Annotated in this window: 22 protein-coding genes; 12 read left to right on the top strand and 10 right to left on the bottom strand. The window is 70.5% G+C overall.

The window, feature by feature from the left end:
- The first annotated feature begins 26 nt into the window (after nucleotides 1–26).
- Nucleotides 27–1,253: a PAS domain S-box protein gene (locus WMF14_RS26495; RefSeq protein WP_437790485.1), complete on the top strand. Its 1,227-nt coding sequence runs from the start codon at nucleotides 27–29 to the stop codon at nucleotides 1,251–1,253.
- A gap of 76 nt (nucleotides 1,254–1,329) precedes the next feature.
- On the opposite strand, the gene WMF14_RS26490 is transcribed toward WMF14_RS26495, so the two are convergent.
- From WMF14_RS26490 to WMF14_RS26470, 5 genes are all read right to left on the bottom strand, one after another.
- On the bottom strand, nucleotides 1,330–2,238 hold the full coding sequence (locus tag WMF14_RS26490; protein ID WP_437790484.1) for a LysR substrate-binding domain-containing protein: 909 nt from the start codon (nucleotides 2,236–2,238) through the stop codon (nucleotides 1,330–1,332).
- 318 nt (nucleotides 2,239–2,556) lie between these two features.
- Nucleotides 2,557–2,793, bottom strand: coding sequence for a hypothetical protein (locus tag WMF14_RS26485; protein WP_272093661.1), 237 nt, complete (start codon nucleotides 2,791–2,793; stop codon nucleotides 2,557–2,559).
- 642 nt (nucleotides 2,794–3,435) lie between these two features.
- Nucleotides 3,436–5,481: an OPT family oligopeptide transporter gene (locus WMF14_RS26480; protein WP_437790482.1), complete on the bottom strand. Its 2,046-nt coding sequence runs from the start codon at nucleotides 5,479–5,481 to the stop codon at nucleotides 3,436–3,438.
- Between the two features lie 347 nt (nucleotides 5,482–5,828).
- Nucleotides 5,829–6,581 carry a hypothetical protein gene (locus WMF14_RS26475; RefSeq protein ID WP_437790480.1) on the bottom strand — a complete coding sequence of 251 codons (753 nt, stop codon included), beginning with the start codon at nucleotides 6,579–6,581 and terminating at the stop codon, nucleotides 5,829–5,831.
- Nucleotides 6,582–6,702: 121 nt separating this feature from the next.
- A complete protein-coding gene (locus tag WMF14_RS26470) occupies nucleotides 6,703–7,383 on the bottom strand; it encodes a hypothetical protein (RefSeq protein ID WP_437790479.1) in 681 nt (226 codons plus the stop codon).
- Nucleotides 7,384–8,062: 679 nt separating this feature from the next.
- Here WMF14_RS26470 and hemA point away from each other — a divergent pair.
- The 7 genes from hemA (at nucleotide 8,063) to WMF14_RS26435 (ending at nucleotide 16,700) form a co-directional block, all read left to right on the top strand.
- A complete protein-coding gene (hemA, locus tag WMF14_RS26465) occupies nucleotides 8,063–9,298 on the top strand; it encodes a 5-aminolevulinate synthase (RefSeq protein WP_272093657.1) in 1,236 nt (411 codons plus the stop codon).
- 145 nt (nucleotides 9,299–9,443) lie between these two features.
- On the top strand, nucleotides 9,444–10,271 hold the full coding sequence (locus WMF14_RS26460) for a TauD/TfdA dioxygenase family protein (RefSeq protein WP_437790477.1): 828 nt from the start codon (nucleotides 9,444–9,446) through the stop codon (nucleotides 10,269–10,271).
- A gap of 16 nt (nucleotides 10,272–10,287) precedes the next feature.
- On the top strand, nucleotides 10,288–11,241 hold the full coding sequence (locus tag WMF14_RS26455; RefSeq protein ID WP_437790476.1) for a 3-oxoacyl-ACP synthase III family protein: 954 nt from the start codon (nucleotides 10,288–10,290) through the stop codon (nucleotides 11,239–11,241).
- Nucleotides 11,242–11,253: 12 nt separating this feature from the next.
- Nucleotides 11,254–12,507 carry an ATP-grasp domain-containing protein gene (locus tag WMF14_RS26450; RefSeq protein WP_437790474.1) on the top strand — a complete coding sequence of 418 codons (1,254 nt, stop codon included), beginning with the start codon at nucleotides 11,254–11,256 and terminating at the stop codon, nucleotides 12,505–12,507.
- Nucleotides 12,504–13,685: an MFS transporter gene (locus WMF14_RS26445; RefSeq protein ID WP_437790472.1), complete on the top strand. Its 1,182-nt coding sequence runs from the start codon at nucleotides 12,504–12,506 to the stop codon at nucleotides 13,683–13,685. Before WMF14_RS26450 ends, WMF14_RS26445 begins: the two co-directional genes overlap by 4 nt.
- Entirely contained in the window at nucleotides 13,682–15,052 is a 1,371-nt protein-coding gene (locus WMF14_RS26440) for a phenylacetate--CoA ligase family protein (protein ID WP_437790470.1), read from the top strand. Before WMF14_RS26445 ends, WMF14_RS26440 begins: the two co-directional genes overlap by 4 nt.
- Nucleotides 15,053–15,218: 166 nt before the next feature.
- Nucleotides 15,219–16,700: a thioredoxin family protein gene (locus WMF14_RS26435; protein ID WP_437790468.1), complete on the top strand. Its 1,482-nt coding sequence runs from the start codon at nucleotides 15,219–15,221 to the stop codon at nucleotides 16,698–16,700.
- A gap of 19 nt (nucleotides 16,701–16,719) precedes the next feature.
- Here the strand turns inward: WMF14_RS26435 and WMF14_RS26430 are convergent, their stop codons facing one another.
- Nucleotides 16,720–17,586: a hypothetical protein gene (locus tag WMF14_RS26430; RefSeq protein WP_437790467.1), complete on the bottom strand. Its 867-nt coding sequence runs from the start codon at nucleotides 17,584–17,586 to the stop codon at nucleotides 16,720–16,722.
- A gap of 168 nt (nucleotides 17,587–17,754) precedes the next feature.
- Nucleotides 17,755–18,600 (bottom strand): aldo/keto reductase, encoded by an 846-nt coding sequence (locus tag WMF14_RS26425; RefSeq protein WP_437790465.1) that lies wholly within the window; start codon nucleotides 18,598–18,600, stop codon nucleotides 17,755–17,757.
- Nucleotides 18,601–18,948: 348 nt separating this feature from the next.
- On the opposite strand from WMF14_RS26425, the gene WMF14_RS26420 reads away from it, so the two are divergent.
- Nucleotides 18,949–19,821 (top strand): SCE4755 family polysaccharide monooxygenase-like protein, encoded by an 873-nt coding sequence (locus WMF14_RS26420; RefSeq protein ID WP_437790463.1) that lies wholly within the window; start codon nucleotides 18,949–18,951, stop codon nucleotides 19,819–19,821.
- Between the two features lie 19 nt (nucleotides 19,822–19,840).
- Here the strand turns inward: WMF14_RS26420 and WMF14_RS26415 are convergent, their stop codons facing one another.
- Entirely contained in the window at nucleotides 19,841–20,746 is a 906-nt protein-coding gene (locus WMF14_RS26415; protein ID WP_437790462.1) for a PP2C family protein-serine/threonine phosphatase, read from the bottom strand.
- On the opposite strand from WMF14_RS26415, the gene WMF14_RS26410 reads away from it, so the two are divergent.
- From WMF14_RS26410 to WMF14_RS26400, 3 genes are all read left to right on the top strand, one after another.
- Complete coding sequence (locus WMF14_RS26410) at nucleotides 20,745–20,924, top strand: hypothetical protein (protein ID WP_437790460.1); 180 nt, start codon at nucleotides 20,745–20,747, stop codon at nucleotides 20,922–20,924. The genes WMF14_RS26415 and WMF14_RS26410 overlap by 2 nt on opposite strands.
- A 12-nt stretch (nucleotides 20,925–20,936) precedes the next feature.
- A complete protein-coding gene (locus WMF14_RS26405; RefSeq protein WP_437790458.1) occupies nucleotides 20,937–21,140 on the top strand; it encodes a hypothetical protein in 204 nt (67 codons plus the stop codon).
- A 115-nt stretch (nucleotides 21,141–21,255) separates the two neighbouring features.
- Nucleotides 21,256–22,164 (top strand): DUF4351 domain-containing protein, encoded by a 909-nt coding sequence (locus WMF14_RS26400; protein WP_437790456.1) that lies wholly within the window; start codon nucleotides 21,256–21,258, stop codon nucleotides 22,162–22,164.
- A gap of 143 nt (nucleotides 22,165–22,307) precedes the next feature.
- Here WMF14_RS26400 and WMF14_RS26395 read toward each other — a convergent pair whose 3' ends face one another.
- Both WMF14_RS26395 and WMF14_RS26390 read right to left on the bottom strand, forming a co-directional pair.
- Nucleotides 22,308–22,925: a glutathione S-transferase family protein gene (locus WMF14_RS26395; protein WP_437790455.1), complete on the bottom strand. Its 618-nt coding sequence runs from the start codon at nucleotides 22,923–22,925 to the stop codon at nucleotides 22,308–22,310.
- A 125-nt stretch (nucleotides 22,926–23,050) separates the two neighbouring features.
- Nucleotides 23,051–23,815, bottom strand: a complete 765-nt coding sequence (locus WMF14_RS26390; RefSeq protein WP_437790453.1) for a YkgJ family cysteine cluster protein — start codon at nucleotides 23,813–23,815, stop codon at nucleotides 23,051–23,053.
- Between the last annotated feature and the right edge of the window lie 2 nt (nucleotides 23,816–23,817).

The raw sequence follows: 23,817 nt of genomic DNA, 5'->3' as shown, positions 1-23,817 counted from the left end.
GGAACGCCCGGGGTAAATTTCCACCCATGACCGCCGCCACCACTTCATGGGGAGAAGTCGACGCTGAGAAACTCGCGGGCAAACGCGCACGCCTCTTCGAACGGGCGCCGGTCGCGATCGTCCAGTACGGCAAGGAGCTCACGATCGAGGACTGGAACGGCGCGGCCGAGCGCCTGCTCGGCCACGCGCGGAACGAGGCGCTCGGCCAGCGCGTGGACGAGCTCCTGCCGGCGTCCGGCAGCCCCGACGCGTGGCGGCGGCTCCTCGCGGAGGACGGGGCGGCCCCCCGGGTGTGGAGCCACGTCAGGAAGGGCGGCGCCGTGGTGAGCGTCGAGTGGCACCACGAGCGCATCCTCGACGAGCACGGAGAGGTCGTCGGCGTCGGCGTGTTCGGGCAGGACGTGACGGAGCGGATCGAGCAGACCCGTCGCCACCATCAGAGAGAGGTGATCCTGAAGGCCATCACGCAGTCGCTCCCGATCATCGTCTGGGCGATCGACCGCGAGGGGAACTTCACGTGCCACGAGGGCAAGGCGCTCGAGGGCATCGGGCTCCAGCAGGGCGCGCACATCGGCAAGAACTTGTTCGACCTCTACGCGAGCAACCCGCACGGGTGCGAGATGGTGCGGCGGGCGCTCGCGGGCGAAGCGAGCCACTCGGAGTCCCTGACGCACGGGGTGTACTGGGACAACTGGGAGATCCCCATGCGCGACGATCAGGGCGAGGTGTCCTCGGTCGTCGGCTTCACCCTCGATATCAGCAAGCCAAAGAACACCGAGCAGGAGCTCCGGTCCAGGCTGGAGCTCATCGAGCGGCAACAGCGGGTCATCCGCGACCTGTCGACTCCCATCATCCAGGTGTGGGAGGGCGTGCTGACCCTGCCGATGATCGGCGTGCTCGACAGCGCCAGGACAGCGGAGGTGATGGATACCCTGCTCGAGGCGATCGTCCGCACGGGCTCGCGCTTCGCCATCCTCGATCTCACCGGCGTCGAGCTGGTCGACACGAAGACCGCGAGCTACCTCCTCGATCTCGTCGGCGCGATCCGGCTGCTCGGCGCCGAGGGCATCGTGACGGGCATCCGGTCGAACGTCGCCCAGACCATCGTCAGCCTCGGGCTCGATCTGGCCAACATCACCACCCTCGGGAACCTCCGGGCGGCGCTGCAGTACTGCATCCGTCAGATGAGCAAGGAGCGCGCGGCCGGCGCGGCGCACGCCTCGCACCAGGGCGCTGCTCCGCGGCCCGCGTGACAGCGCCGCGCGGACGACCGCTCCGGCGCGGCGCTCCCTCGGCCTCCCTGCGAGCCCTCACGATCGCCGCGCTGGCTCAGGGCTTCGCCGTCCCCGCCGCCCCCATCGACTTGGCCAGCGCATCGACGACGACGCGGACCGCGGCGCGCGCGGGCGCCGCATAGACCGCGAAGCTGGCGCGCTTCGAGGCGCCGTACTCCGGCAGCACGCGCCGCAGCGCGCCGCTCTCGAGCTGATCCTGGACGACGTAGTCGGGGAGGTTCGCCAGGCCGAGGCCGGCGACCGCGGCGTCGCGCAGCGTGATCGTGTCGCTGGTGCGGAACGTGCCGCTCACCGGGACGACGCGCTCGCCCTCGGGGCCCACGAGCGTCCACCGGGCGACAGGCTCGAGGTTGAGCGTGATGCAGTCGTGGGCGGCCAGGTCCTCGAGGCAGCGCGGCGCTCCGTGGCGCCGCAGGTACCGCGGGCTCGCGCAGAGCACGCGCAGGTCGTCGGCGAGCCGCCGCGCGACGAGCGAAGCAGGGGAGATCTCGGCGGCCAGGCGCACCGCCACGTCGACGCGCTCGGCCACCAGATCGACGATGCGGTCGGTGAGGTCGAGATCGATGCGGAGCTCCGGGTACCTCGCGCGACAGGCCAGCACCGCGGGCGCGACGCGGATCGAGCCGAGGACCGTGGGCGCCGAGATGCGCAGCGTCCCGCGCGGCGTCCCGTCGAGATCGGCGACCGCCCGCCGCGCCTCCTCGATGTCCGAGAGGATCCGGTCTGCGCGCTCGGCGTACAGGTTCCCCGCCTCCGTGAGGCTCACGCGGCGCGTGGTGCGCCGGAGGAGCTGCGCGCCGAGGCGCTCCTCCAGCCGCGCGACCTGCTTGCTGACCGACGACGACGTGAGCCCGAGCGCCCTCGCCGCCGCCGAGAAGCTCTGCCGCCGCGCGACCTCGAGGAACGCCCTCATCTCGTCCAGGTGACCGCCCAGCGGATCCATCCCATTCGTTCCTTCCGCGACGCAATCCTCGTCGGCCGACCAGGATTATCACGCGCCTGCTCCAGATCTAGTTTCCTGGAGGACGAGGCGATCGCCTCGCCGTGAAGGAGGATCCATGCTCACCCAGGCTCGCGGGCACACGGGCGTCGCGCTGCTGCTCTTCATCCTGGCCGCCGCGCTGGTCGGAGATCGGCTCGCGGCGACGCCCCCGGCGCAGGGCGGGTCGACCCCGCCGAGCGCGCGGTACGACCTCGCGCAGATCGACCCGCAGGGCCGTGCGAACGGCGGGCCGCGCGCCGCCGGCGCCCTGGCGGCGGCTCAGGCCACCCGATCGATCGCCCCCTCCACGCCCTCCTGCTTGGAACAGTGCGCACAGCAGTAGAACGCCCCGCCGGCCTCGATGCCGTGCCCCACGATCCTGCAGGCGCAGTGGGCGCACACGGGCGCGAGCTTGTGAATCGCGCACTCGAAGCAATCGAACGTGTAGCTCGTGCCGCCCACCATGATCTGGAAGGCCTTGTCGTAGCTGTTGCCGCAGCAGTCACACGTGTTCATGGAAACCTCTCGACGGTTGGGTGATGACGTCACACCGCCGGCCGAGCGCGGCCGGCTCTCGCGAACGCGCCGGGCGGCTCGGTCGGTCGGTCCGACGCCGGAGGATCCTTGATCTCCGGGGGCCGCTCTCCGGGCTCGGGAGCAGGGGGCGGGGGGTCCCGGCGCGCCGGTTCGCCCGGATCGGGATCCCCTCGGGGAGGTTCGGGCGGCGCTGGATCCCGCGCCGGCGGGCCCTGCTCGGGCTCGCCGACCGGCGCGGGGCGGGGTGTGCCCCGGGACGGGGGCGGGGTCGCTGGCATTGATGTTCTCTCCCTCGCGCGTCCTCTCCTGAGCTCGTGTTGACGCGGTGCAAACAGGGCTGCACGAAGCGCGCCAGAGGCGCTCGCGAGCAGAGCGGCTCGGCAGGGCGACGCGCCGCGCCCGTTGCGGCTCGCCGAGGGGCGCGAGGGCGCGCATTCCTGTCACAGTGAGGCGTCGCTGGTTCGTCCCGCGACGGCGAGAGGCCCCGCGATCGCCGGGGCGGGCGCTCGTCGCAGGGACGCGCGCTCGCAGCGGGGCCCGTCCCGAACACGCGAGCGCGGGGCGAGCGCGTCGAGCGAGCGTGAGCAGAACCGATGGGCCCGCCCGTCGACCGTCAGCGCTTCACTTCGGGAGGAAATCGAGGATCTGCCCGAGCGCCTTGGTGAAGCTCGCCGCTTCCAGCACGTCGGGCAGCACAAGCACGCCGAGCACGCTGAGGCCGATGCCCATCAACGAGCCTCCGGCGATCACGCCCGCGCAGATGGCCTCGGTGTTCTCCGCGGCGAGCGCGTACCAGGGCCGCGCGGGCGGCGCGTCCGCGCGCCCGCCGGGCGCCGTCTCGCTGAGCCGCGTCTCCTGCTCGCGCTTCTTGCGCCAGAGCGCGGCGCGCCGCTCGAGCAGCCAGAAGAGGAACGAGCCGAGGAACATCGACCAGATATCGGTGAAGTTGAGGATGAACGCGAGCCCCAGCGCGACCGCGGAGAGGGGGAATCGGTTCTTCGTGACCTGCCGCGTGATCTCGACGAGGATCCCGACGATCGCCCCGACCACCACCGCGGACTTGGCGGTCGGGTGGAGGAAGTCGAGCCCCTTCATCAGCACCTCGGCGACGGCCTTCCACGTGAGCGCGCTCGGGACCGGCAGCCGCTCCGTCCCGTAGCGGCCGATGTCGCCCTGGATCAGCACGAGGTACCAGATGGGCACCGAGAGCACGAGCCCCGAGACCGTCCCGAGCACGTGCCCCATCGCCTGGTGGCGGGGCTTGCCGCCGAGCATGTAGCCCGGCTTGATATCCATCAGCAGGTTCGCGGTGTTGCTGGCGACCTCGGCGGTGACCCCGGCCGTCATCAGGTTCGTCGTGATGTTCTTCGGCGCGAGGGCGCCGTAGGTGAGCTGCGTCAGCTTGCCGAGCGCCCCGGTCGGGGTGATCGCCGTGATGGCCGTCGAGTTGACCGCGATGAGCGAGAAGATGAAGACGAGCGGGATCGCGAGCGCCCCGAGCCACCAGGAGATCCCGAACCAGAGCTGCCCGAGCACCACGATCACCGCGCCGACGACGGGTATGCCGATGATCGACAGCTTCACCGGAAGCTCGATGTCCGCGAGCACGTCGGTCGCTCCGCCCTTCTTGGTGAGGCCCTTGAACGCGTCGAGGATCACCTTCGGCTTGGAGAAGAAGGCGTAGAGAGACGACGTTGTCATGCACGCGACGCCGCCCCACAGCGCCCAGAGGGTGATCGCCCCGAACCCGAAATGCCCGTTCTTCGGCAGGATGATCCCGCGCTGGATCAGGATCGGCGCGAGGATCCAGTAGTTGAGGATCCCGCCGAGGAGGAGCGACACGCCGGTCCGGATGCCCATCAGGCCGCCCGTGGCGACGAAGATGATGCTCGTGTCGAACCGGATGGTGAGCTCGTTCAGGGGGGTGCCGCGGATGGCCGGCGAGATGCCCCAGCGCTTGAGCAGATCGGCGAAGCGCCCGCCATAGAGGAATTCGTCGTAGTAATGCGGGATGTTCCTTAGCGCGAAGAGCGCGCGCATCACCTTGTCGTCGCGGAGGAGCTCGAGCGCGGCGCTCAGGAGGCCGCCGCCGAGGAGGAGCTTCGCCTTGAAGAGGCCCTCCTTCTCGTCGCTCTCGTGCAGCGCGTCCATGACGACGCCGGCGGCCATCCCCTCGGGGAAGGGCTGCTGCTCGTCGTTGATGAAGCGCTTCTTCATCGGGAAGGCGAAGAGCACGCCGAGGATGGCGAGGACGAACATCCAGATCATCGCCCGGCCCATGGGGATGATCGTCGTCGTGACCATCGAATAGGCCGCGAGGCTCGTGAAGAGCGGCGCGTTCATGTAGCCGGCCGACGTCGCGATGGACTGCATCGCGTTGTTCTCGAGCACGGTCATGTCGCTGCCGAGGCCGAGCCTGGAGAGCACCTTGAAGAGCCCGAAGGCCAGGATCACGCTCGTGATCCCGACGCCGAGCGACCAGCCTGTGCGCGCGCCGATGTACAGGTTCGTGAGCGACAGGAACGCGCCGAGGAGCATGCCCGTGATGGCCGAGCGCCACGTGAGCTGGGGCATGTCGCCGCGGTAGACGTTCTTCAGCCACCATGCGTCCTTCTCTTCGAGCGACATGGTGTGAACCTGCTCTGGCGTGAGCTGTTTGATGGCCATTGCGCGGCGACCTCCTCGCACCTTGTACCATGGTGGGCGACGCGCCGTGCATCTCTTCCGCGAGGGCTGGCGGCGCAGATCTCGCCGATCCCCGCTCGAACCGTCACCCGCGCGCCCGCGGCCGAACCCGGCGAATCCACGCTGCGACGGAATTGCTGGCCCCGTGTCACGAGGCTCTCCCTGCAAGCCGGGTGGGTGATACCGTATCAACCACCTAATCCATGCGTCGAAGAGGTCGCGCTCACCCCGCGGCCTGCGGGCCTCATGGCGACGATGACGGCGCTTCGCTGGATGGGTACGAAGAAGCCAGAGGATGCGGCCGACTGCCGATCACGCCGAGCGGCGCTCTAGCGGCGCTGCCGCTGCTCGGCGATCGCCGCCGCGGCCTCCGCCTCCGCCTCCGCCTGGATGGCGACGTCGTCCGGCTGCGGCAGCGCCTGAACCGCAGGGAACCGCACGCCGAACACGCCAGCGCCCACGTTGACCGGCTCCATGCGCTCGCTCGTGGTCCGCGCGTCGAGCTCGACGATCCGGTTCACGGTGCGCTGCATGGCGATGGCGACGAACAGCCAGGTGATCGGGCCGGCCAGGATCTGGATGTACGGGATGACGCTCGCCACACACGCCGCGATGACCAGGCCCCGCGGCACGCCGTCGGGCATGCCCCGCAGGCGGCACTGCAGGTTCACGCGATCACAGAGCCGGAGGCCGTTCCAGAAGATCCAGTAGTAATTGAAGTACGGGGCGAAGTGCAGGCCGATGGCCTTCCCCACGGAGGGATCGTCGCGCTCGGCCTGGGGCAGCTGGGCGTGCATCGCGTTGAAGCGGACGAACGACACGATCCCGAACGTCACGACGTGCAGCAGCGCCGTGGCCCACACCGGAAACGCCTCGAGCCGATGCCGCGCGAGCGCGACCCGCTCGCCTGCGCCCAGCCCGGCCACGCCGCCGCGATACGTGTTCGAGGCAACAGGCTGCCCGCCGACGCGCTGCGCCAGCAGGGCGTGACGCATGGCCTCGTTCTGCCGGCGCAGGCGCTCGTTCTCGGCCTGCACGTCGTCGAGCTTGTCCGCGAGGGCGTCTCGATCGGAACGGAACACGCGGCAAGTATAGCGCCGCGCCCCCGCCCGGCAGGCCGAAGGTGAGGGCCGAGCGATCAGACCCCCATCGCGCGCGCGAGATCGAGAGCCGTGTCGCTCTCGGCGCAGCTCAGATGGGGTATCAGTCGCTGTCTCGGCCGCTGCCGGCGAACCCGTCTTCCCGGCGCGCGAAGAGCACGTTGAACGTCGTGAGCGTCCCGTAACAGCCCGTGATGTACGCCTGGAGCTGGACCTTCTCCGCGTCGCTCAGCCCCTCGTGCGCGTTGATCTTCTGCTCCAGCACGCGCAGCTTGTCGCGGAGCATCACGATCTTGTGGAAGAACACGTCGAGCGGGATGCGCTTCTCGGCCGTGCCCTCCTTCCCCGGCCGGAGCACGATCTCCCCGCCTTCCCAGCGGCCGCCCAGCTCCGCGCGGCCGACGCCGAGCTCCTCGGACAGCACCTCGCGCAGCACACGGCGGAACTCGTCGATATCCATGTCGATGTCGATCTCCCTTGGCAGCGGCGAACGGAAGGGCTGCGGCGCCGCGCTCTGCGGCGCCGCGCTCGGCCGGCGCTCCGGCGACGGGGCGCGCTCGGGCGCCCGCGGCCTGACGCCGGTGCCGCGCGGCTGGCCCGCCGCCCGGGGTGGCGGCGGCGGCGGCGGCGCGCCCTTGGCGCGGTAGCGGGCGCACGTCGCTGTCGCCTTGATCGGCGGCGGGTACACCTCGAGGGCGCACTCGCCGACGCGGCCGCGCGCTGGATCCTCGTGCACCCTGGTAAATGCCGCGCAGCTTCCGCACCGGCCCGCGTAATCGTTCACCGCGGCCGGACTGTACCAGCTTTGCGCGCGACCGGCAGCGCAATCTGGGCGCGAGCTGGCCAGGCGGCCCGCGCGCGACGTCCGGCTCCGGCTCGCCCGCCTTCCGGCTCCGGCCGGCGAACCGCCGCTGCTCGCCCGGCGGGGGGACCTGTCGGTCGCGGCCGCGAGCGCCGTGCCGGCGAGCCTCCCGGGATCATCCGGCCGACGTCGAGCCAGGACAAGCGATCTCTTCGCAGGCCCGCCTCCCGACCCTTGCTCACCCGTGTTGCGCAGTCGCGCAAGCGCTCGTCCGAAGCCCGCTGATGGCCTCGACCGCCGCCCGGGCCGCGCCAGCGCGATCCGGGGCCGGAGAGGGGCGATGGCCGGATGGACCGTGGGTTGCAATCGGCCGCCGCGTTCCTGTCGCCATGTAGGGCTCGATCCCATCGAAAGAATGTTCTTCAGGCGGTTCAACGTCTCTTGGATCGAGCGACGAGCGGAGCCAGGCCGTCGACCGGGGCCGCCAGAAGCACCGGCGCCTCTTCGGCGCCGAGGTGAGGCCCAATCCGGATTGCTTCATCGACTGCGCCGCGGATCACGGCCTGGGCGCGGTTCATGGCGGATGTCCACATGGTTGAGGTTTCGTGTGTGCGCCGCAGACCGGCGGACACCCATCGGTACATAGAAGGAGATATCGAACGTGACGCAGACGACTCCCGTCAGTTCTCGCAATCAACGCAACGTCCTCGTGAAGGCAGCAGCGGATTTTGTCACCAAGGCCATGGTGGACGGCAGCTACCGGACGTTCCTGCCGCTCCGCCGCATCGCCGACGACTACCCGAACGCCTATTTCGACAGGCGCGGCGCGCAGCACAAGGCGAGCGTGTTCTGCAGCAACGACTACCTCGGGATGAGCAACCACGAGCGCGTGGTCGCTGCAGCCCGGAACGTGCTCGACGAGCAAGGCCTCGGCTCCGGCGGCTCGCGCAACATCTCCGGCACCTCCCACTACCACGTGGAGCTGGAAGCCGAGCTCGCAGCCTTGCACGGCAAGGAGTCCGCTCTGCTCTTCAACAGCGGCTACGTGGCGAACGAGGAGACGCTGGGCGTCATCGGCAAGCTGATGCCCGAGATCACCGTGCTCTCGGACAGCAAGAACCACCGGTCGCTCATCGAAGGCATCCGCAAGAGCGGGCTCAAGAGGGTCATCTTCGAGCACAACTCGGTCTCGGATCTCGAGGCCAAGCTCAAGGCCTTGCCGGCGGACGCGCCGAAGCTGATCGTCCTCGAGTCGATCTACTCGATGGACGGCCATTTCGGGCTGCTCGAAGAGGTGTGTCGCCTCAAGCACCGTCACAACGCCATGATCTTCCTCGACGAGACCCACGGCGTCGGGGTCTACGGTCGTACCGGGGCCGGCGTCGCGGACTCCCTGGGCCTGGCACACGAGATCGACATGTTCCAGGGCGGCTTCGGCAAGGCCCACGGGGCGACCGGCGGCTACGTGGTGGGGGACCGCTTCGTCGTCGACGCCGTCCGGCTCATGGCGCCGGGCTTCATCTTCACGACCTCGCTCCCGCCGCTCGTCCTGGCCGCCGCGCTGGCGTCGGTGCGGCACCTGAAGCAGAGCAACGTCGAGCGGGAGCGGCTCTTCGCCAACGTGAGCCTGCTCAAGGACGAGCTCCGACGCCACGGTCTCCCGGTCATGGACAGCCCGAGCCACATCGTGCCGGTGATGATCGGCGACTCCTTCAGGTGCAAGAGCATCTCGGATACCTTGCTCAGAGAGCACGGCTTCTACGTGCAACCCATCAATTTCCCGAGCGTGCCGCGCGGGCAGGAGCGGCTCCGCGTGATCGTGTCCTCGTCGCACACAGAGCGCGAGATTCGCGCTTTCGTCATCGCGCTGGCGCACATCATCGCCGCGACCAGCTGAAGCCACTGAGCAGATCCGCGGCGCATTTTCGACGCGAAGGACGCGGGGAGCGCGGTATTCCCCGAGCATCTCGCGCGGGTATGTCGAGTCAATATTTTTTTTGAGGGCCTGCTTGGCCATTGGAGAACTGCGTATGAGCTATGAATTGAGGCCTCTTTCAAAGTACTTCGGCGCCGAGCTGGTCGGCTTCGACGTGAGACGCAACGGGACGGCGCTGCTCGACCTCCTGCTCCGGCACCAGCTCCTCCTGCTCCGCGATCAGGAGCTGATGCCCGCCGAGCTCGTCGCCACGGGCCGGCGCATGGGGCCGATCTTGCCGTTCCTCCTCTCGAACTACCGCCACCCGGAGTTCGACGAGATCCTCGTCACGTCGAACGAGAAGGTCGACGGGAAGCCGCTCGGCGTCGCGCGCGTGGGCAACTTCTGGCACTCGGACTCCTCGTACATCGCGAACCCCGCGAACACGACGCTCCTCTATTCCCTCAAGGTGCCGCCGGCGGGGGGGGACACGCTGTTCGCCTCCATGTACCTCGCCCTCGACGAGCTCTCGCCGGAGCTCCGCGCGACGCTGGAGGGACGCACGGCCGTCCACACGATCCGCAAGCGATACAAGGTCACGGCCCAGGACGTGGGTCAGTCGCTCCGGGAGATCGACGATCGCTTACGGCTCTCCATCCCCGATGTCACCCACCCCGTCGTCCGCAAGCACCCGCTCACCGGGCGGCCCGCGCTCTATATCAGCGACGGATACACCCTGAGCTTCGAGGGGATGGGGTGGGAGCAGAGCCAGCAGACGCTCGAGGAGCTGCACGCGCACGCGACGCGCGAGCACACCATCTACCGCCACCACTGGCGCGTCGGCGACCTCTTGATCTGGGACAACCCGTCGCTGATCCACGCCGCGATGGCCTCCGACCCCGAGATCCCGCGCACGATGTACCGCCTGTCCATCGAGTCCGGCGTGACGCGCTGACCGCGGAGAAGGAAGCATGTTTGGCATCGTTGAACTAGGGCTCTGCGTCCCGCCGGCGCGCATGAGCGCCTCTTCGATCAGCGCGGCGTCCGGGGTGCCGATCGAGTTCTTCACGGACAAGATGCAGCTCGCCTCCAAGCCGGTGGCGCAGGGGCGGCGGTGCGTCGAGCTCGCGCTGGAGGCGATCGACGATCTGAGGGCGCGCCACCCCTTCGCATCGGACAGCATCGATCTCCTGGTCTACGCCTCGACCGGCCTCACCGACCACGCGCTCTGGTCACCGGCAGGCAAGATCCAGGCGGCCATCGGCGCGAAGGGCGCGTTCTGCTTCGAGCTGAGCAACGGCTGCAACTCGCTGAACGCGGCGCTCCACGTGATCAAGGGGCTGATGCTGGCGACCTCTTCCTACCGGCGGGCGCTCCTGATCTGCGCCGACACGCTGTCGAGCTACGTCGATCACACGGATCCCGGGTCGAAGAGCCTGTTCAACTTCGCCGACGCCGCCTCGGCCCTCCTGTGCGACCGGTACGCGCCGTCGCTCCACGTCCTGTCGAGCGCGTTCGCGACGGACGGCACGTACGTGGATCTGTACAAGCTCCCCCGGGGCGCGTCCACGATCGTCACGGAGCCGTGCACGGCGGAGGTGAGCCTTCATGATCAGTATTTGCACTACATCACCAGGCTGGTGGGGCAGGTACTGGACGAGGCCAACCTGCGGGCGCGGGACATCGATTACCTGTTCATGAACCAGGGCGATCAGCGGGTGCTGCGCGAGGTCCTCGCGCGCTTCGGCCTCAGCGAGTCGCAGTCGTATCTGAGCTTCCGCGACTACGGTCACCTCGGCTCCACGGACACGGCCCTCGCGCTCGCCGACGGCCTCAGGACGAACAGGCTCCGTCCCGGTCAGCGGGTCGTCGTCGTGTCGAGCGGCGTGGGCTTCTCTTGGGGAGCGAGCCTCATTCAGGTCTGAAAGGTCCCAGGTATGAAAATCCTCATCATGCACACAGTGCCTTATCGAAAAATGGAGTATCATCGCGCGCTCGATCACGGCGCGCACGACGTCACGTACGTGGGTACAGCGGCGCGCATCGCGGATCTGCCGGCCGGCCTGCGCTGCGAGAGGCTCGTGATCCCAGGCGCGGCGAAGCGTCACGTGGAGATCAACGCGATCGTCTCGGCGGCGGACGGCTACGAGATGGTCATGGCCCTGTCGGAGTTCGACCTGCACGAGGCGGGCGAGGTGCGCGAGCACCTCGGGATCCCGGGTCCTCGCTACGACGAGCTGCTGAAGTTCAAGGACAAGATCCTCATGAAGCGGCTCGTGGCGGCGGCCGGCCTGAGGAGCCCGCGCAACATCGACCTCCGGACGGTGGAGAAGGGCGCCCCGGTCGCGTCCGTGCCGTGGGAGGGGCGCACCATCCTGAAGCCGACGCTGGGCGCCAGCAGCATCGGCGTGCACGTCTTCGGCTCACCGCGCGAGGCGCTCGCCTTCGTCGTCCGGCCGGAGAACGACGAGTATTACGCGGACGGAGAGATCGAGGAGTTCGTCGAGGGGCCCATCCTCCATGTCGACGGCGTGATGGATGGGGGCGCCCCGCGCCTCATCGTGGCGAGCCGCTACGTCAACACGCCGCTCGAGTACGCGTGGGGCAGCAAGCCGCTCGGCTCGGCGCAGTTCAGGATGTCGGACCAGTACCGGGCGTTCTTCCTCGATTGCCTGCGCGCTGTCGGCATCGTCGACGGCGCCTTCCACCTCGAGGTGATCGAGGGGCCGGAGGAGCTCGTGTTCCTGGAGGTCGCCAACCGCGCGGGCGGCGCCGATGTCATCCCGGCGACGGAGGCCTCGACCGGCGTCCACATACCGACCGAGGAGATCGACGTCCTCATCCGGGCTCAGGCGCGGCGGCTCGGTCGCCCGTTGCCCGGGGGGCCCGTCCGGGAGGTCACGAAGACAGAGGGGCCGTGGTTCGGCTGGCTGGTCGTGCCGGGCCATCATTTCCCCGAGGCCTCGTGCCGTGTGACGACGCCTGACTGGCTCCCGGGCTCGGGCGCTGTCGTGAAGCTCCGTGTCGCGCAGCCCCCCGACCGGCTGAAGAAGTCGGTGACGCACCAGTACTGGGAAGTCCCCGCGGCGGCAATCGTGCGCGGCGGGGACAGCGCCGAGGTCGCCGAGGTCGTGCGGCGGCTCAGCGAGGAGATCCGGGTCGTCCCGCACGCGACGGAGGTGGTCAGTTGAAGCGGCGCCTCCTGACCGCGACGCTCCTCACCAACGTCGCCGATGGAATGCACACGCTGGCGCTGGGCAAGTTCCTGTTCGACCGGACAGGAGCGGTGTCGTCCTTCGCGTTCGTGCTCGGCTTCGACTACCTGATCGGCGTGCTGAGCCAGATCTACGCGGGGCCGATCATCGACAGGCTCAATCCCAAGCTCGTCGCCTCGGCTGCCGGGATCAACCGCGCGCTCATCATGGTGATGCTGGCCGCGCTGGCGCTCCATCCAGGGTACGAGGCCACGATCGCCGTCGTGGCCCTCTCGGCGCTGCTCAAGGTCGGCTCCCATTTCTACAAGACCGCCGCCTTCGCGCTGGTGCCGGGGGTGGTCGCGAAGGAGGAGCAGGTCCGCTACTCGTCGCTCGCGATGCTGCTGCTCCAGCTCGGTCAGCTGCTCGGCGTCGGGGCCGTCGGCGTGCTGCTCGCGCGCCTCAGCTACTCCGTCGTGTTCCTCATCGATGCTGGGTTGTTCCTGGCCACGAGCCTGATCCTCTGGAGGCTGGAGGTCTCCGGCGATCCGGCGCGCCGCGCCGCGCTCGTCTCGCTCTCGCAGGTGATCAAGGACTGGAAGGAGCTGGCGCAAGGGATGCGGCGCACGCCGTCGCTCTTCGTCCACGTGGCGATCTCGACAGGCGATCTCGCCGTCATGGCATGCTTGAACCTGATCCTCGTGCCGCTCGTCAACAGCCGGTTCGGCGGCGATGCGGTGTGGCTCTCGGGGCTGGACGGTGCGTTCGCGGCCGGGGCGGTCATCACGTTCCTGCTCGCGAGGAAGGGGGGGAGCCCGCGGCACCTCGTCGGGTTTCAGCTGCTCCAGGTCCTGTTCCTCACGGTCATCACGGTCGCGCGGAGCAGGGCGGCGACAACCGCGTCGTTCCTGGGCCTCGGCGCCGCGATCGGCTTCACCAACGCGCTGCTCACGTCGAAGCTCTACCAGCGGATGCCGCCGGCGCAGAAGGGCCGCATATCGAGCTTCCGCTTTCTGCTGGTGTCCATCGTCACCGTCATCGGCATCGGCGGCACGACCAAGCTGCTGAGCTGGAGCGCGCCGTGGGGCGTCGGCTTCGTCGCGGGCATGGCCACCCTGTTCTGCCTCGTCACCCTAGCAGTCGGCCGTCAGGCCTTTTCTGAGGAAATGTCATGAGCATGAGACACGAGAGCGCGCCGGCGGCGCGCACGACACGGGAGCTCCGTAGGGAGGTCGTGGGACGCCTGGACCGGGTGCTCACCGCCGCGCGCCGCGCCGAGTACTACGCGGGGATCCTCCCGCGGGACGCGACCGGCCTCGACGCGCTGGCGCTGGCCCCGGTCACCACGCAGAAGGCCTACAGCGACACGATGATGACGGCCCCCGAGAGCCTGAAGAGCGGCGAGGAGCACGGCGGCGTCGTCCTCCAGACAGGCGGGACCTCCGGAGAGCCGAAGTTCTCGATCTACTCGGGCGCCGAGATCAGGGAGATGATCCGCTCCGGCGTCAGGATGCTGAGCCTGATGGGGGTGCGCAAGGAGCACAATGTCGCCAATTGCCTCGCCATCGGCGAGCTCTATGGCGGGCTGATCACGCTGGAGCACGAGCTGCTCGAGCTCGGGGCGCGCAGCTTGCCCTTTGGCCCCCACGTCGACCCGGCCTTCTTCCTCAACGCCGCCCGCCGGATGCGCATCGACGTGCTGTTCGCCAATCCGCTCTCCTTCATGCACAAGCTGCGCAAGATCCACGAGGTCGAGCCGTCCTTCGGCTTCGAGCTGCTCCTCTACGGCGGCGCTGGGCTGTCGCCGGTGGACGCCGACTGGCTCAGGACGCACATGGGGGTGAGGCGCATCGCCTCCGTGATCGCGTCGGTCGACGCCCTGCAGTTCGGCTTCCAGTGCTCGCATTGCACGGGGAACGAGCACCACACCCTCGACGATTTCAACCACGTCGAGATTGTCGACGACGACGGCAGGCCGGTGGAGGAGGGCGAGGAGGGGCGCATCGTCCTCACGTCGCTCTACCGGACGCTCTATCCGCTGGTCCGCTACGACATCGGCGATCGAGGCCGCTTCCTCGACGAGGCATGCGCGTGCGGGCTGCCCTATCGAAAGATCGAGTTCCTCGGCCGCGGGGGCGAGTTCCTGAAGCTCTCCAGCGACGCCACGGTCTGGGTGCACCAGCTCGTCAAGGCCTTCTCCGACGAGGGCCCCTCGGCCATGCAGATCGTGCTCGAGCGCTACAAGCACAACGCCCACCTGGTGGTCCGCCTCGAGGGCGCTCACCTGGACGAGCGAGAGATACGGCGGAAGATCCTGGATCGCCTGCCGGTCCTCGGGAAGTCCGTCGAGCGGGGCTCGATCCTGGTGTCGGTCGACGTCCTCGCGGAGGGCGCGCTGCTGCGGAGCGAGCGCACGGGGAAGGTCCCGCTCGTGGTCGATCAGCGCTTCAAGGCCTCGAGAGAGGCGTCGCCGCTCCGGGAGTCTGGCGCGCGGCCCCATGCAGGCGAGGACGGCGCGGCAGCGCTCGGGGGCGCCAGATAGGATGGCCACGGCTCATGACGCCGACGCTCCTTGTTCGTTGAGCCGTTCGACGGCGCCTCGCGCGCGTCGCGATGACCGCGGCGCTGCTACCCGGCTGCGGGCTGGCGGCTGCGACCGTCCGGGTGAACCCCTGTCGTGGCCGCCGCGCTCGGGCTACCATGGCGGCGTGCGTCCCACGGCGTCGCTCCCCGTCCTCCTGTCCGCGACCGCGCTCTCCACGCTCGCCGCCTGTACTGCCTCGCCGCCGCCGCGCGCGCCCGCGCCGCCGGCTGCCGCGGCGCCCGCGGCCGCGGCTGCGGAGCCCGCCGAGAGGCCGGCGCCGGCCGAGAGGCCGGAGCCGACCGCGGCGAGGCCGCCGCTCGAGTTCATCCACGACGACGTGTCTCGCGCGCGCGAGAAGGCTCGGACGGAGGGCAAGGCGCTGTTCGTCGATGCGTGGGCGCCGTGGTGCCACACGTGCCTGAGCATGAAGCACTACGTGCTGACCGATCCGTCGCTGCGCCCGCTCGCCGATCGGGTGGTGTTCGCGGACGTCGACACGGATCGACCGGAGAGCGCGCCGTTCCTGGAGCGTCACGAGGTGACGGTGTGGCCGACGTTCTTCGTCCTCGAGCCGGCGGCCGGCGAGGTGATCGGGCTCTGGCGGGGCGCCGCCTCGGTCGAGGAGCTGCGCGAGCTGATCCGTGACGCGCTGCTCGCGATGGATTCCAAGGCTGCGTCGGCGCTGCCGGCGGACGATCCGAACCGCCTGCTTGTCGAGGCGAAGCGGGCCCACAGCGCCGGTGACCACGCCGCGGCGGTGTCCGCCTACCGGCGCGCCCTGGCCCGGGGCGGAGAGGCGTGGCCGCGGCGCAGCGAGGCGCTGCTCGGCCTCCTGGCGGCGCTCTACCGCAAGAAGGACGCCGCGGCGTGCGTGGAGCTCGGCAGCGCGCACGTCGGCGAGGTGAAGGGCGCGGCGCTGCCCGCCGATTTCGCGAGCGTCCTGCTCTCCTGCGCGGCCGCGCTCCCCGGCGGCAAGGCCCAGCGGGCCGCGCGCGAGGCGGCGGTCGCCCGGCTGCGGTCGATCGTCGCGAGCCCGCCCGCGGACGCGAGCGCGGACGACAGGGCCGACGCGTGGGGCCTGCTCGCCGAGGGGCTCGAGGCGCTCGGCGATGCGGGCGGGGCCCGCGCTGCGAGCGAGTCGAAGCTCGCCGTGCTGGAGCGGGCCGCGAAGGAGGCGAAGACGCCCGAGGCGGCCGCCGCGTACGACTACGGGCGCGCCATGGCCTATGTCGCGCTCGGCCGCGGCGAGGAGGCGATCGTGATGCTCTCGCAGCGCGAGGCGCAGATGCCCGCGTCGTACGAGCCGCCCGCGCGGCTCGCGCAGGTGCTCCACGCGATGGGCCGCGAGGCGGAGGCGCTCGCCGCGGTGGAGCGCGCCATCGGGCGCGCCTATGGCCCGCGCCGGCTGCGCTACCTGAAGCTCCGCGCGGAGATCCAGCAGCGGCTCGGGCGGGGCGCGGAGCAGGTCGCCACGCTGCGCGAGGAGGTGGCCGGCTACGAGGCGCTCCCGAAGGGCCACGCCAGCCAGGCGGCCCTGGACGACGCGCGGCGGCGGCTCGACGAGGCGGAGAAGGCCCAGCGCGGCGGCGGTGTGAAGAAGCGCTGACGGCGGCTCCCAGGGTCCGCTAGTTCTCCCCGGTGCCCACGACCAGGCCCGTCGCGCGGAGGCGGTCGGTCGTGGGCTCCTCCGGGAAGACCACGGTGATGTCCAGGTCGATGGTGGATGGGAAAGACGTGCTCCCCGAGGTCTGCACCGTCAGGCTCCCGGTCGCGCTGGTCGCGCTCACGGCGGCGCCAGCTGAGCCCTGGCCGTCCGGCGTGCAGCTGGCCGCCCCCTTGCTCATCAGGATGCGCGACACACTCCACACCTCCGGGACCGTGACGATGGCGAAGCCCTCGGGCGACTGCCTGCTCGGCGCCTCGGCGTAGAGCACCACGCAGAGGTCCGCCTCGGGTCGGGCCTTGTAGATGGTGAGGTGATCGTACCCGCCGGGCCAGTAAGAGACGGTGTAGCGGCCGACCTCGGGCTCGACGCAGGACGCATTCATCGAGACGTCCACGCCGGCCTGCTGCGCAGCGCACGCATTGCAGTAGAACTGGTTGTCGCACCCGCAGACGCCCGGGCAGTCCTCCGGGCACCCCCCGGGCCGGGGGGTGCACCTGCCGATGGTGTCGAACGTTCCGCACGAGTCGTCGGGGAAGTCGCAGTACTCCTCCGCGCTGCAGACCCCGCCGCTGCGCCCTCCGCAGGCGAGCGGTGTCCCGCCGCTCGAGGTCGAGCTGGCGGAGCCGCCAGCACCGCCGGTGCCGCCGCCGTCGCCGGTGTCGCCAGTGCTGGCCGTGCCGCCGCTGCCGGACGGCATGTCGACCGTGCCGCCGCAGAGATTGCGAAAATCATCGGCGCTACCGTCGCTCGACGGGATCTCGACCGAGCCGCTGCAGGCGGCGAGAGAAAGCCCGAAGAGAAGCGAGGATAGGCGTGCGTGGCTCATGTGCGCAGTATGCCACGCTCGGCCGCCCGCCGAGAGGCCCTCGCCGTCCGGCGAAACGAAGCCGAGCTCGTGAAGGAAAGACACGCCAAGGTGCCAGAAGGCGCCAGGCGGAAATTCCAATCTTGGTGGCTTCTGGCGTCCTCACGGTTCCTCTGTTCGCCGCCCGCTTTACAGCGTCGGCAGCACGCCGCGATCCCGCCCGAGCGGAAAGGCCGTCTCGAGGCGGGCGATGTCCTCGCTGCTGAGGCGCAGATCGCCCGCGGCCGCGTTGTCGAGCGCGTGCGCGGCGTTCGCGGCCTTGGGGATCACGAAGATCGGCTGGCGGCGGAGCAGGAAGCGCAGCGCGACCTGCCACGGCGTCGCGCGGTGGGCGGCGGCGACGGACGCGAGCACCCTGCCCGCCGTGCTGTCCGGCGCCGGGAACCGGCCCGAGCCGAACGGGCTGTAGGCGACGACCGCGATGCCGTGCCGCTCGCAGAGCGGCAGCACCCGGTGCTCGATCGACCGCTCGAGCAGGTGATAGAGCACCTGGTTGCAGGCGATCTCGCGCGCTCCGGCGATGGCGATCGCCTTCGAGAGCTCCGCCTGGTCGAAGTTGCTGACGCCGAAATACCGGATCTTGCCACGGTCCCTCAGGTCCTTGAAGGCGCGGAACGTCTCCTCGAGCGGGTGCGGCCCGGGCCAGTGGAGGAGGTAGAGGTCGAGCCGGTCGGTGCGGAGCTGCTCCAGGCTGCGCTCGCACGCGGCGATCGTGCCGGAGTAGCTCGCGTTGCTCGGCAGCACCTTGGAGGCGAGGAACACCTCGTCGCGGCGGCCGGCGATCGCCTTGCCGACGAGCGCCTCGACAGCGCCCGAGCCGTACATCTCCGCCGTGTCGATGTGCGTCATGCCCGCGTCGATCCCCCGCCGGATGGCGTCGATGCAGGCGGCCTCATCGCCTATCTCCATCTGCCAGGTGCCCTGTCCGACGACCGGGATCTTGACGCCAGTAGAACCGAGTGCGCGCTGCTCCATGATGATGAACCTCCGCTTTTGTCACCGGGGGCGGCACGCGCCGCCCCCGCCCCGCCCCCACGCGGTCCGTGCTGGCCTCCCTTCACGGAGAGCCGCATGGACACAGCGTTTCTACCTGATCGGCGTTCCAGGGGCGCCCCTCCGCCCCGGGTGGGATCGCTGAATTCGCCACGAAAGGCAAGCCCGAGCGCCTTCACCGGGCTGAGCCCGGCGGTTCGCGGCGTCGGTCGCTGGCGTCTTGTCCATAGAAAATTCCTTGCTTGAGGACGTCGCAGACAGACGATGAGCCGCTGTGTAGATTGCGCTGCCCGCGAGCTCTGAGGAGGTGGATCGATGCGTTGCATGCTGATGGGATCGTTCGTAGTGGCCGCCGTGATGTCGTTCGCTGGCGTGAGCCGCGCGCACATCGACCTCACGTCCCCCGCGCCGAGGCACGCGGACGACCAGCAGAAGGTGTCGCCTTGCGGTGCTCGTGGCGATGCGCGGGGCGAGACCGTCACCGTGTTCGAGCCGGGCGAGACCATCACGGTGACGTGGAACGAGACGATCGATCACCCCGGGCATTTCCGGATCATGTTCGACGACGACGGCTTCGACGATTTCCCGGAGCCGGCGAACGAGAACGATCTCTGCGAGCCGGGGGTCGACAAGGGCTGCCTGCTCGACGGCATCGCCGACAAGAAGGGAGGGTCGTATTCGGCGGAGGTCACGCTCCCGGACGTGGAGTGTGACAACTGCACGCTTCAGCTCATCCAGGTCATGACGGACAGGAGGCCGGCCACCCTGTACTACCGCTGTGCGGATCTGGTGCTCAAGTCCTCCGACCCTGCCCCCGCAAGCTCCAGCGCCAGCGCCGGCGCCGGCGCCGGTGGCGGCGCGACGGGCGCGGGCGGGGGCGCAACGACGAGCGCGAGCAGCAGCGCCACGGTGGGCGCAGGCGGGGATGCGACGACGGGCGCGGGCGCGGGCACGGGCGGGGGCGCAACGACGGGCGCTGGCGCGGGCACGGGCGGGGGCGCAACGACGGGCGCTGGCGTTGACGAGGGATCTGGCGCAGCGGAGGACGACGGCGGGTGCAGCTTCGGCGGCGCGTCGGGCGGGGCTCCGATCTCGGCGGGGCTCGGCGCGCTCGCCGCCCTCGCGCTCGCGGCGCGCGGGCGGAGGCGAGGCCGGCTGGCGCCGCGGCGGGACGCTGCCGGGCGCGGGCCGCGGCGCTCGTGATCGCGGGGCCGGCGCGCCGTCAGGAGCGGCGCGTCGACCCTTCGGAGAACCTGGCGATCTCGATGATCTCCGCGGCGCGGTCGCTGGCCGGCGGAGCGAGCCAGGGGCCGTCGAACCGCGTGACCAGCGCGGTCACGTTGTCGCGGCCTCCGGCGGCGAGCGCGGCGTCGATCAGGGCGCTGGCGGCTGCCGCCGGGTCGGGGTGGGCGTCGAGCGTGGCGGCGATGTGCCGATCGTCGATGAGGTCGCTCAGCCCGTCGGTGCAGAGCAGCAGGGTGTCCTCGCGGCGGAGCTCGACGGCGGAGAGCGCGATCTTGAGGTGTTCGCGGAGCCCGAGCGCCTGGAGCATCACGCCCCTGTGCTCGAAGGTGGCGGCCTCTTCGGGCCGCAGCTTGCCGCTCTCGAGCAGCGACTGGAGGAGGGTCTGGTCGCGGGTGAGCTGGGTGAGGACGCCGCTGCGGAGGAGGTAGGCGCGGCTGTCGCCGACCTGCGCGAGCAGGAGGCGCTCATCGCAGAGCGCGGCCACGGTCGCCGTGGTGCCGCTGTTCCGGTGCTGTGAGCTCCGGCGGGCGTTCTCGCGGACGGCGCGCCCGGCCTCGCCGATCGCCTCGAGGAGGCTCCGCTCGAGGGCGTCGCTCGATCGGGGCGCGGAGCGGGTGAGGAGGGCGTGGACCATGCGCGCCGCGAGCCGGCTCGCAGCGTCGGGGGACGACGCGCCGCCCGAGCCGTCGTACACGCCGAGCGACAGGGCGAGCGGCGGCTCGATGGACGCCTCGGCGGCCGGAGGCCCATGGACGAGCCCGCGCGCGAGATCGCTGATCAGGAAGGTATCCTCGTTGTGCTCGCGGCTGTGGCCCACGTCGGTCCGGGCCGCCACGGCGACCGCCGCGGCGTGTTCGACGGCGGACGTGCGGTACACGGGCATGCGCGCATCGTACCGCGGGGGCGCTGTCCGAGGGAGGGCGCTCGACGCGCCGCTCGTCGAGATCGCCACGGCGGGCGTGGAGCTGCCGCGTGCGGCGACCGCGGCGGCCACGCCCGGCGGAGCCCTCGCCGAGGCGACGCGGGCGCTCGACGCGCGGCGCGCCTCGTACCTGAAATGAAGAAGAGACCGCATGAGACTGCTCCCCAACCCCGAGTGCGCGTGGGAGCGCGCCACGCACGTCCAGACCCTCGCGCGCGCCGAGATCGAGCGGCGCGTCCTGCCGTTTTCCGGCGAAGTGGAGGTGCTCTCCGGCGGGCACGCCAGGCGAGGGATGAGGTGGCTTGAAGCGTCGACCCCGGCGTGGCTCGGTAGCGCCTATTGGCGGGCACCGTAGCTTGGAGAGTCGTTTTCGTGATGAGCACAGAGCTCCTCGCGTAAGCATGCTTGCCGCTCATATTCCGCTCTATCTTGTGGGCCGTTCTCCGTGATGCGGTTAGGGTGCGCCGCCGATGCACAACGGCGCTGACCAGTTCGCGAAGAACATTCTGCGCGAGGCGCTGAGCCGAGCCTCGTCTCCGGAGACGGAGGTGGAGGTGCTCGCGGCGACGCAGAAGATCGATGTCTACAGCGTGCCCGATCCGGCGCGGGACGCTGAGCGCGCCGGCATGGGCTTGCTGGGCGAGCTCTCCGCGGAGCCGAGCCTGTTCGAGCCGTTTCACCGCACGCCCGGCCTTCGGCAGGTCCGCTCGTGTTTGCGCAAGCAGCTCACCTGGTATCACGAGCTCGAACGCCGGGCCCGCGCGTCTGCGTCTCCAGTTGGCGCGTCGTCGAACGATGCGGAACCCGACGCATCGACCCAGCCGGCCGTGGCTTTCCCTGCGCTCGTGGTCATCAGCTCGGGCCGGCCGGAGAGCGTGCTCGCAGCGTACGAGTGCCACAAGGTGAAGCCCGGCGTGTACCACGCGGCGCCGGGGCTCGCGCTTCGCCTCGTCGTGCTGTCCGAGCTGCCCCGGACACAGGAGACGCTGCTGTTGCGCCTGCTCGGATCCGGGCGCGTGCTGCGCGAGGCGCTCGCCGATCTGGCGGCGATGCCGGAGGACGCCTGGGAGAGGAGCGTCGCCACGCCTCTCCTGGTACATTTCCAGCTCGGGCTGGATGAGCAGGCGACGAGCGAGGAGGACGACGTGAGCGCAGAGATCCGGGCGTGGTTCGAGGACTACCAGCAAAAGCTGCGCAACGAGGGGCTGAAGGAAGGGGGGCGCAACCTCCTGCTGCGGCAGCTCCGGGCCCGCTTCGGCGAGCTGCCCGCGGCCGTAGTCGCTCGCATCGACGCAGCCGACGTGGCCGAGCTCGAGCGGTGGGGCGAGCGGGTGCTCGGCGCGCGGACGCTCGACGAGGTGCTCGGCGCCCCGAGCTGAAGGGCCGAGGAAGGCCCGCCGCGCCTGGCCGTCCGGCAGCATGGCCGCGCAGGGGCGGCAGCGATGCTCCGGCGTCCCTGGCGTCGCCGACCCCCCGTCGCTTTCTGCGCAGAAGACGCCTGCTCAGGGCAGGCCGGCAGGTGTCAGGACGACACCTTCACCCAGGCGGGACGCGCGCTGATCCGCTTCCACCACGCCGCGACGTTCGGCCGATCGGTGATGAGCTCCCCGACGTTCGACACCACGAGACACTGGAGGTACGGCATCCACGAGATGTCGGCCAGCGAGTAGCTCGAACCCGCGAGGTACTCGTGGCCCGCCAACGCCTTCTCGATCACGTCGAGCGCCCTCGAGACCTCGGCCTTGGACGCATCGACGATGGACTCGTCGCCCGGTTTGCCCTGCATCGGCAGGAAGACCCGCTGGAAGCAGATCTTGACCGCCGGGGTCCCGAAGTACGATTGCTCCACGCTGAGCCACTGATCCATGAGCGCCCTGGCCCTGAGCTCGGTCGGCGTCAGCGAAGCTCCCGGAAGCTTGTGATCGAGGTAACGCATGATCGCCCTCGACTCGTAGAGCGTGAAGTCCTCGTCCTCGAGCACCGGGATCACGCCGAAGGGGTGGCGCGCGAGGTGCTCGGGCTGCTTGTGCGCGCCCTTCATCAGGTCGACGAGCACGAACTGCGCCTCCTGGCCCTTCTCGGCGAGCACCGTCAGGACCTTGCGCGTACACGTGCTCATGGGATGTCCGTAGATCTTCATCGCGTCTCCTTAGACCTGTGTTCCGTCGCGAGGCGCCGACCGGCGGCGGCCTCCGCGGCGCGCTAGCCTAAACGGATTTCTCCTACCGCGAGCGCCCAGATGACGCGACCGATCGCGGCGCGCGCTCATCCCTCGCGCCGCCGGTCCTCCTGCCACTCGGCGTCGCGGGCCGCGGCGAAGACCGGGAGGCGCGCGAGCCACCGCTCGCCGGCGTTCGGGCGCTCGAGCGCGATGCGCAGGGCGGCGATGAGCTCGAGCGGCGCGGCGTCGAGGCCCTGCTCCTTCGCAGCCCATCCCAGCCCGGCGAGGACGGCGTTGGCGACCTCGTAGCCCGGGCGGTGCATCGGCGCCGTGGGGATGGACGCGGGCGCGGCGAAGTGGCGCTCGCACGCCGCGGCATCGAGGGAGCTCCAGCCTGCGCACACGATCGGGCGGACGGCGTGGATCGAGCAGGCGCCGCGCTCGTCGAGCAGCGGGCAGGGGACGCCGGCCTCGGCGCGCTCCAGGCGGGAGAGCCCGCGCGTCGCCGCGTCGGCGGCGCGGACGCGCTCCTCCAGCGCGGCGAGCTCCGCCTGGCTCCGCGTGGCGCGCAGGTGGGCTGCGATGCGGAGCACCTCCGGCGCCAGCACGAGCACCTTGCTGACGCAGCAGGTCGAGCAGCCTGCCCTGCAGGCGATGGGCCGATCGGGCGGCTCGGCGCCCACCGAGGCCCGTTGCAGCGCCTCGGCCCGCGCGAGCGCCGAGGCCGCGGCCGACACCGCGCCGGCCTCGGTGCGCGCGGCGAGCGACGGCGCGAGCGCGGCGCGCTCCCCGTCGGCGATCCCCTCGAGGACGGCGGGGGTGTACCGCGTCCCCGGGGAGAGCGGCAGGGAGCGCTTCCGCGGCGTCATCG

This window comes from Sorangium sp. So ce693 (genome assembly GCF_051521375.1).
In the GTDB taxonomy this organism is placed as follows: domain Bacteria; phylum Myxococcota_A; class Polyangia; order Polyangiales; family Polyangiaceae; genus Sorangium; species Sorangium atrum.
This window is presented reverse-complemented; position numbering and strand designations above follow the sequence as displayed.

Excerpts from the sequence above, each read along its gene's own strand:
- WMF14_RS26440 (WP_437790470.1), top strand. The coding sequence starts at position 13,682 with ATGAGCATGAGACACGAGAGCGCGCCGGCGGCGCGCACGACACGGGAG.
- WMF14_RS26405 (WP_437790458.1), top strand. The coding sequence starts at position 20,937 with ATGAGACTGCTCCCCAACCCCGAGTGCGCGTGGGAGCGCGCCACGCAC.
- WMF14_RS26420 (WP_437790463.1), top strand. The coding sequence starts at position 18,949 with ATGGGATCGTTCGTAGTGGCCGCCGTGATGTCGTTCGCTGGCGTGAGC.
- WMF14_RS26450 (WP_437790474.1), top strand. The coding sequence starts at position 11,254 with ATGAAAATCCTCATCATGCACACAGTGCCTTATCGAAAAATGGAGTAT.
- WMF14_RS26495 (WP_437790485.1), top strand. The coding sequence starts at position 27 with ATGACCGCCGCCACCACTTCATGGGGAGAAGTCGACGCTGAGAAACTC.
- WMF14_RS26430 (WP_437790467.1), bottom strand. The coding sequence starts at position 17,586 with ATGAGCCACGCACGCCTATCCTCGCTTCTCTTCGGGCTTTCTCTCGCC.
- WMF14_RS26395 (WP_437790455.1), bottom strand. The coding sequence starts at position 22,925 with ATGAAGATCTACGGACATCCCATGAGCACGTGTACGCGCAAGGTCCTG.
- WMF14_RS26480 (WP_437790482.1), bottom strand. The coding sequence starts at position 5,481 with ATGGCCATCAAACAGCTCACGCCAGAGCAGGTTCACACCATGTCGCTC.
- WMF14_RS26410 (WP_437790460.1), top strand. The coding sequence starts at position 20,745 with ATGCGCGCATCGTACCGCGGGGGCGCTGTCCGAGGGAGGGCGCTCGAC.
- WMF14_RS26455 (WP_437790476.1), top strand. The coding sequence starts at position 10,288 with ATGTTTGGCATCGTTGAACTAGGGCTCTGCGTCCCGCCGGCGCGCATG.
- WMF14_RS26425 (WP_437790465.1), bottom strand. The coding sequence starts at position 18,600 with ATGGAGCAGCGCGCACTCGGTTCTACTGGCGTCAAGATCCCGGTCGTC.
- WMF14_RS26490 (WP_437790484.1), bottom strand. The coding sequence starts at position 2,238 with ATGGATCCGCTGGGCGGTCACCTGGACGAGATGAGGGCGTTCCTCGAG.
- WMF14_RS26415 (WP_437790462.1), bottom strand. The coding sequence starts at position 20,746 with ATGCCCGTGTACCGCACGTCCGCCGTCGAACACGCCGCGGCGGTCGCC.
- WMF14_RS26400 (WP_437790456.1), top strand. The coding sequence starts at position 21,256 with ATGCACAACGGCGCTGACCAGTTCGCGAAGAACATTCTGCGCGAGGCG.
- WMF14_RS26485 (WP_272093661.1), bottom strand. The coding sequence starts at position 2,793 with ATGAACACGTGTGACTGCTGCGGCAACAGCTACGACAAGGCCTTCCAG.
- WMF14_RS26390 (WP_437790453.1), bottom strand. The coding sequence starts at position 23,815 with ATGACGCCGCGGAAGCGCTCCCTGCCGCTCTCCCCGGGGACGCGGTAC.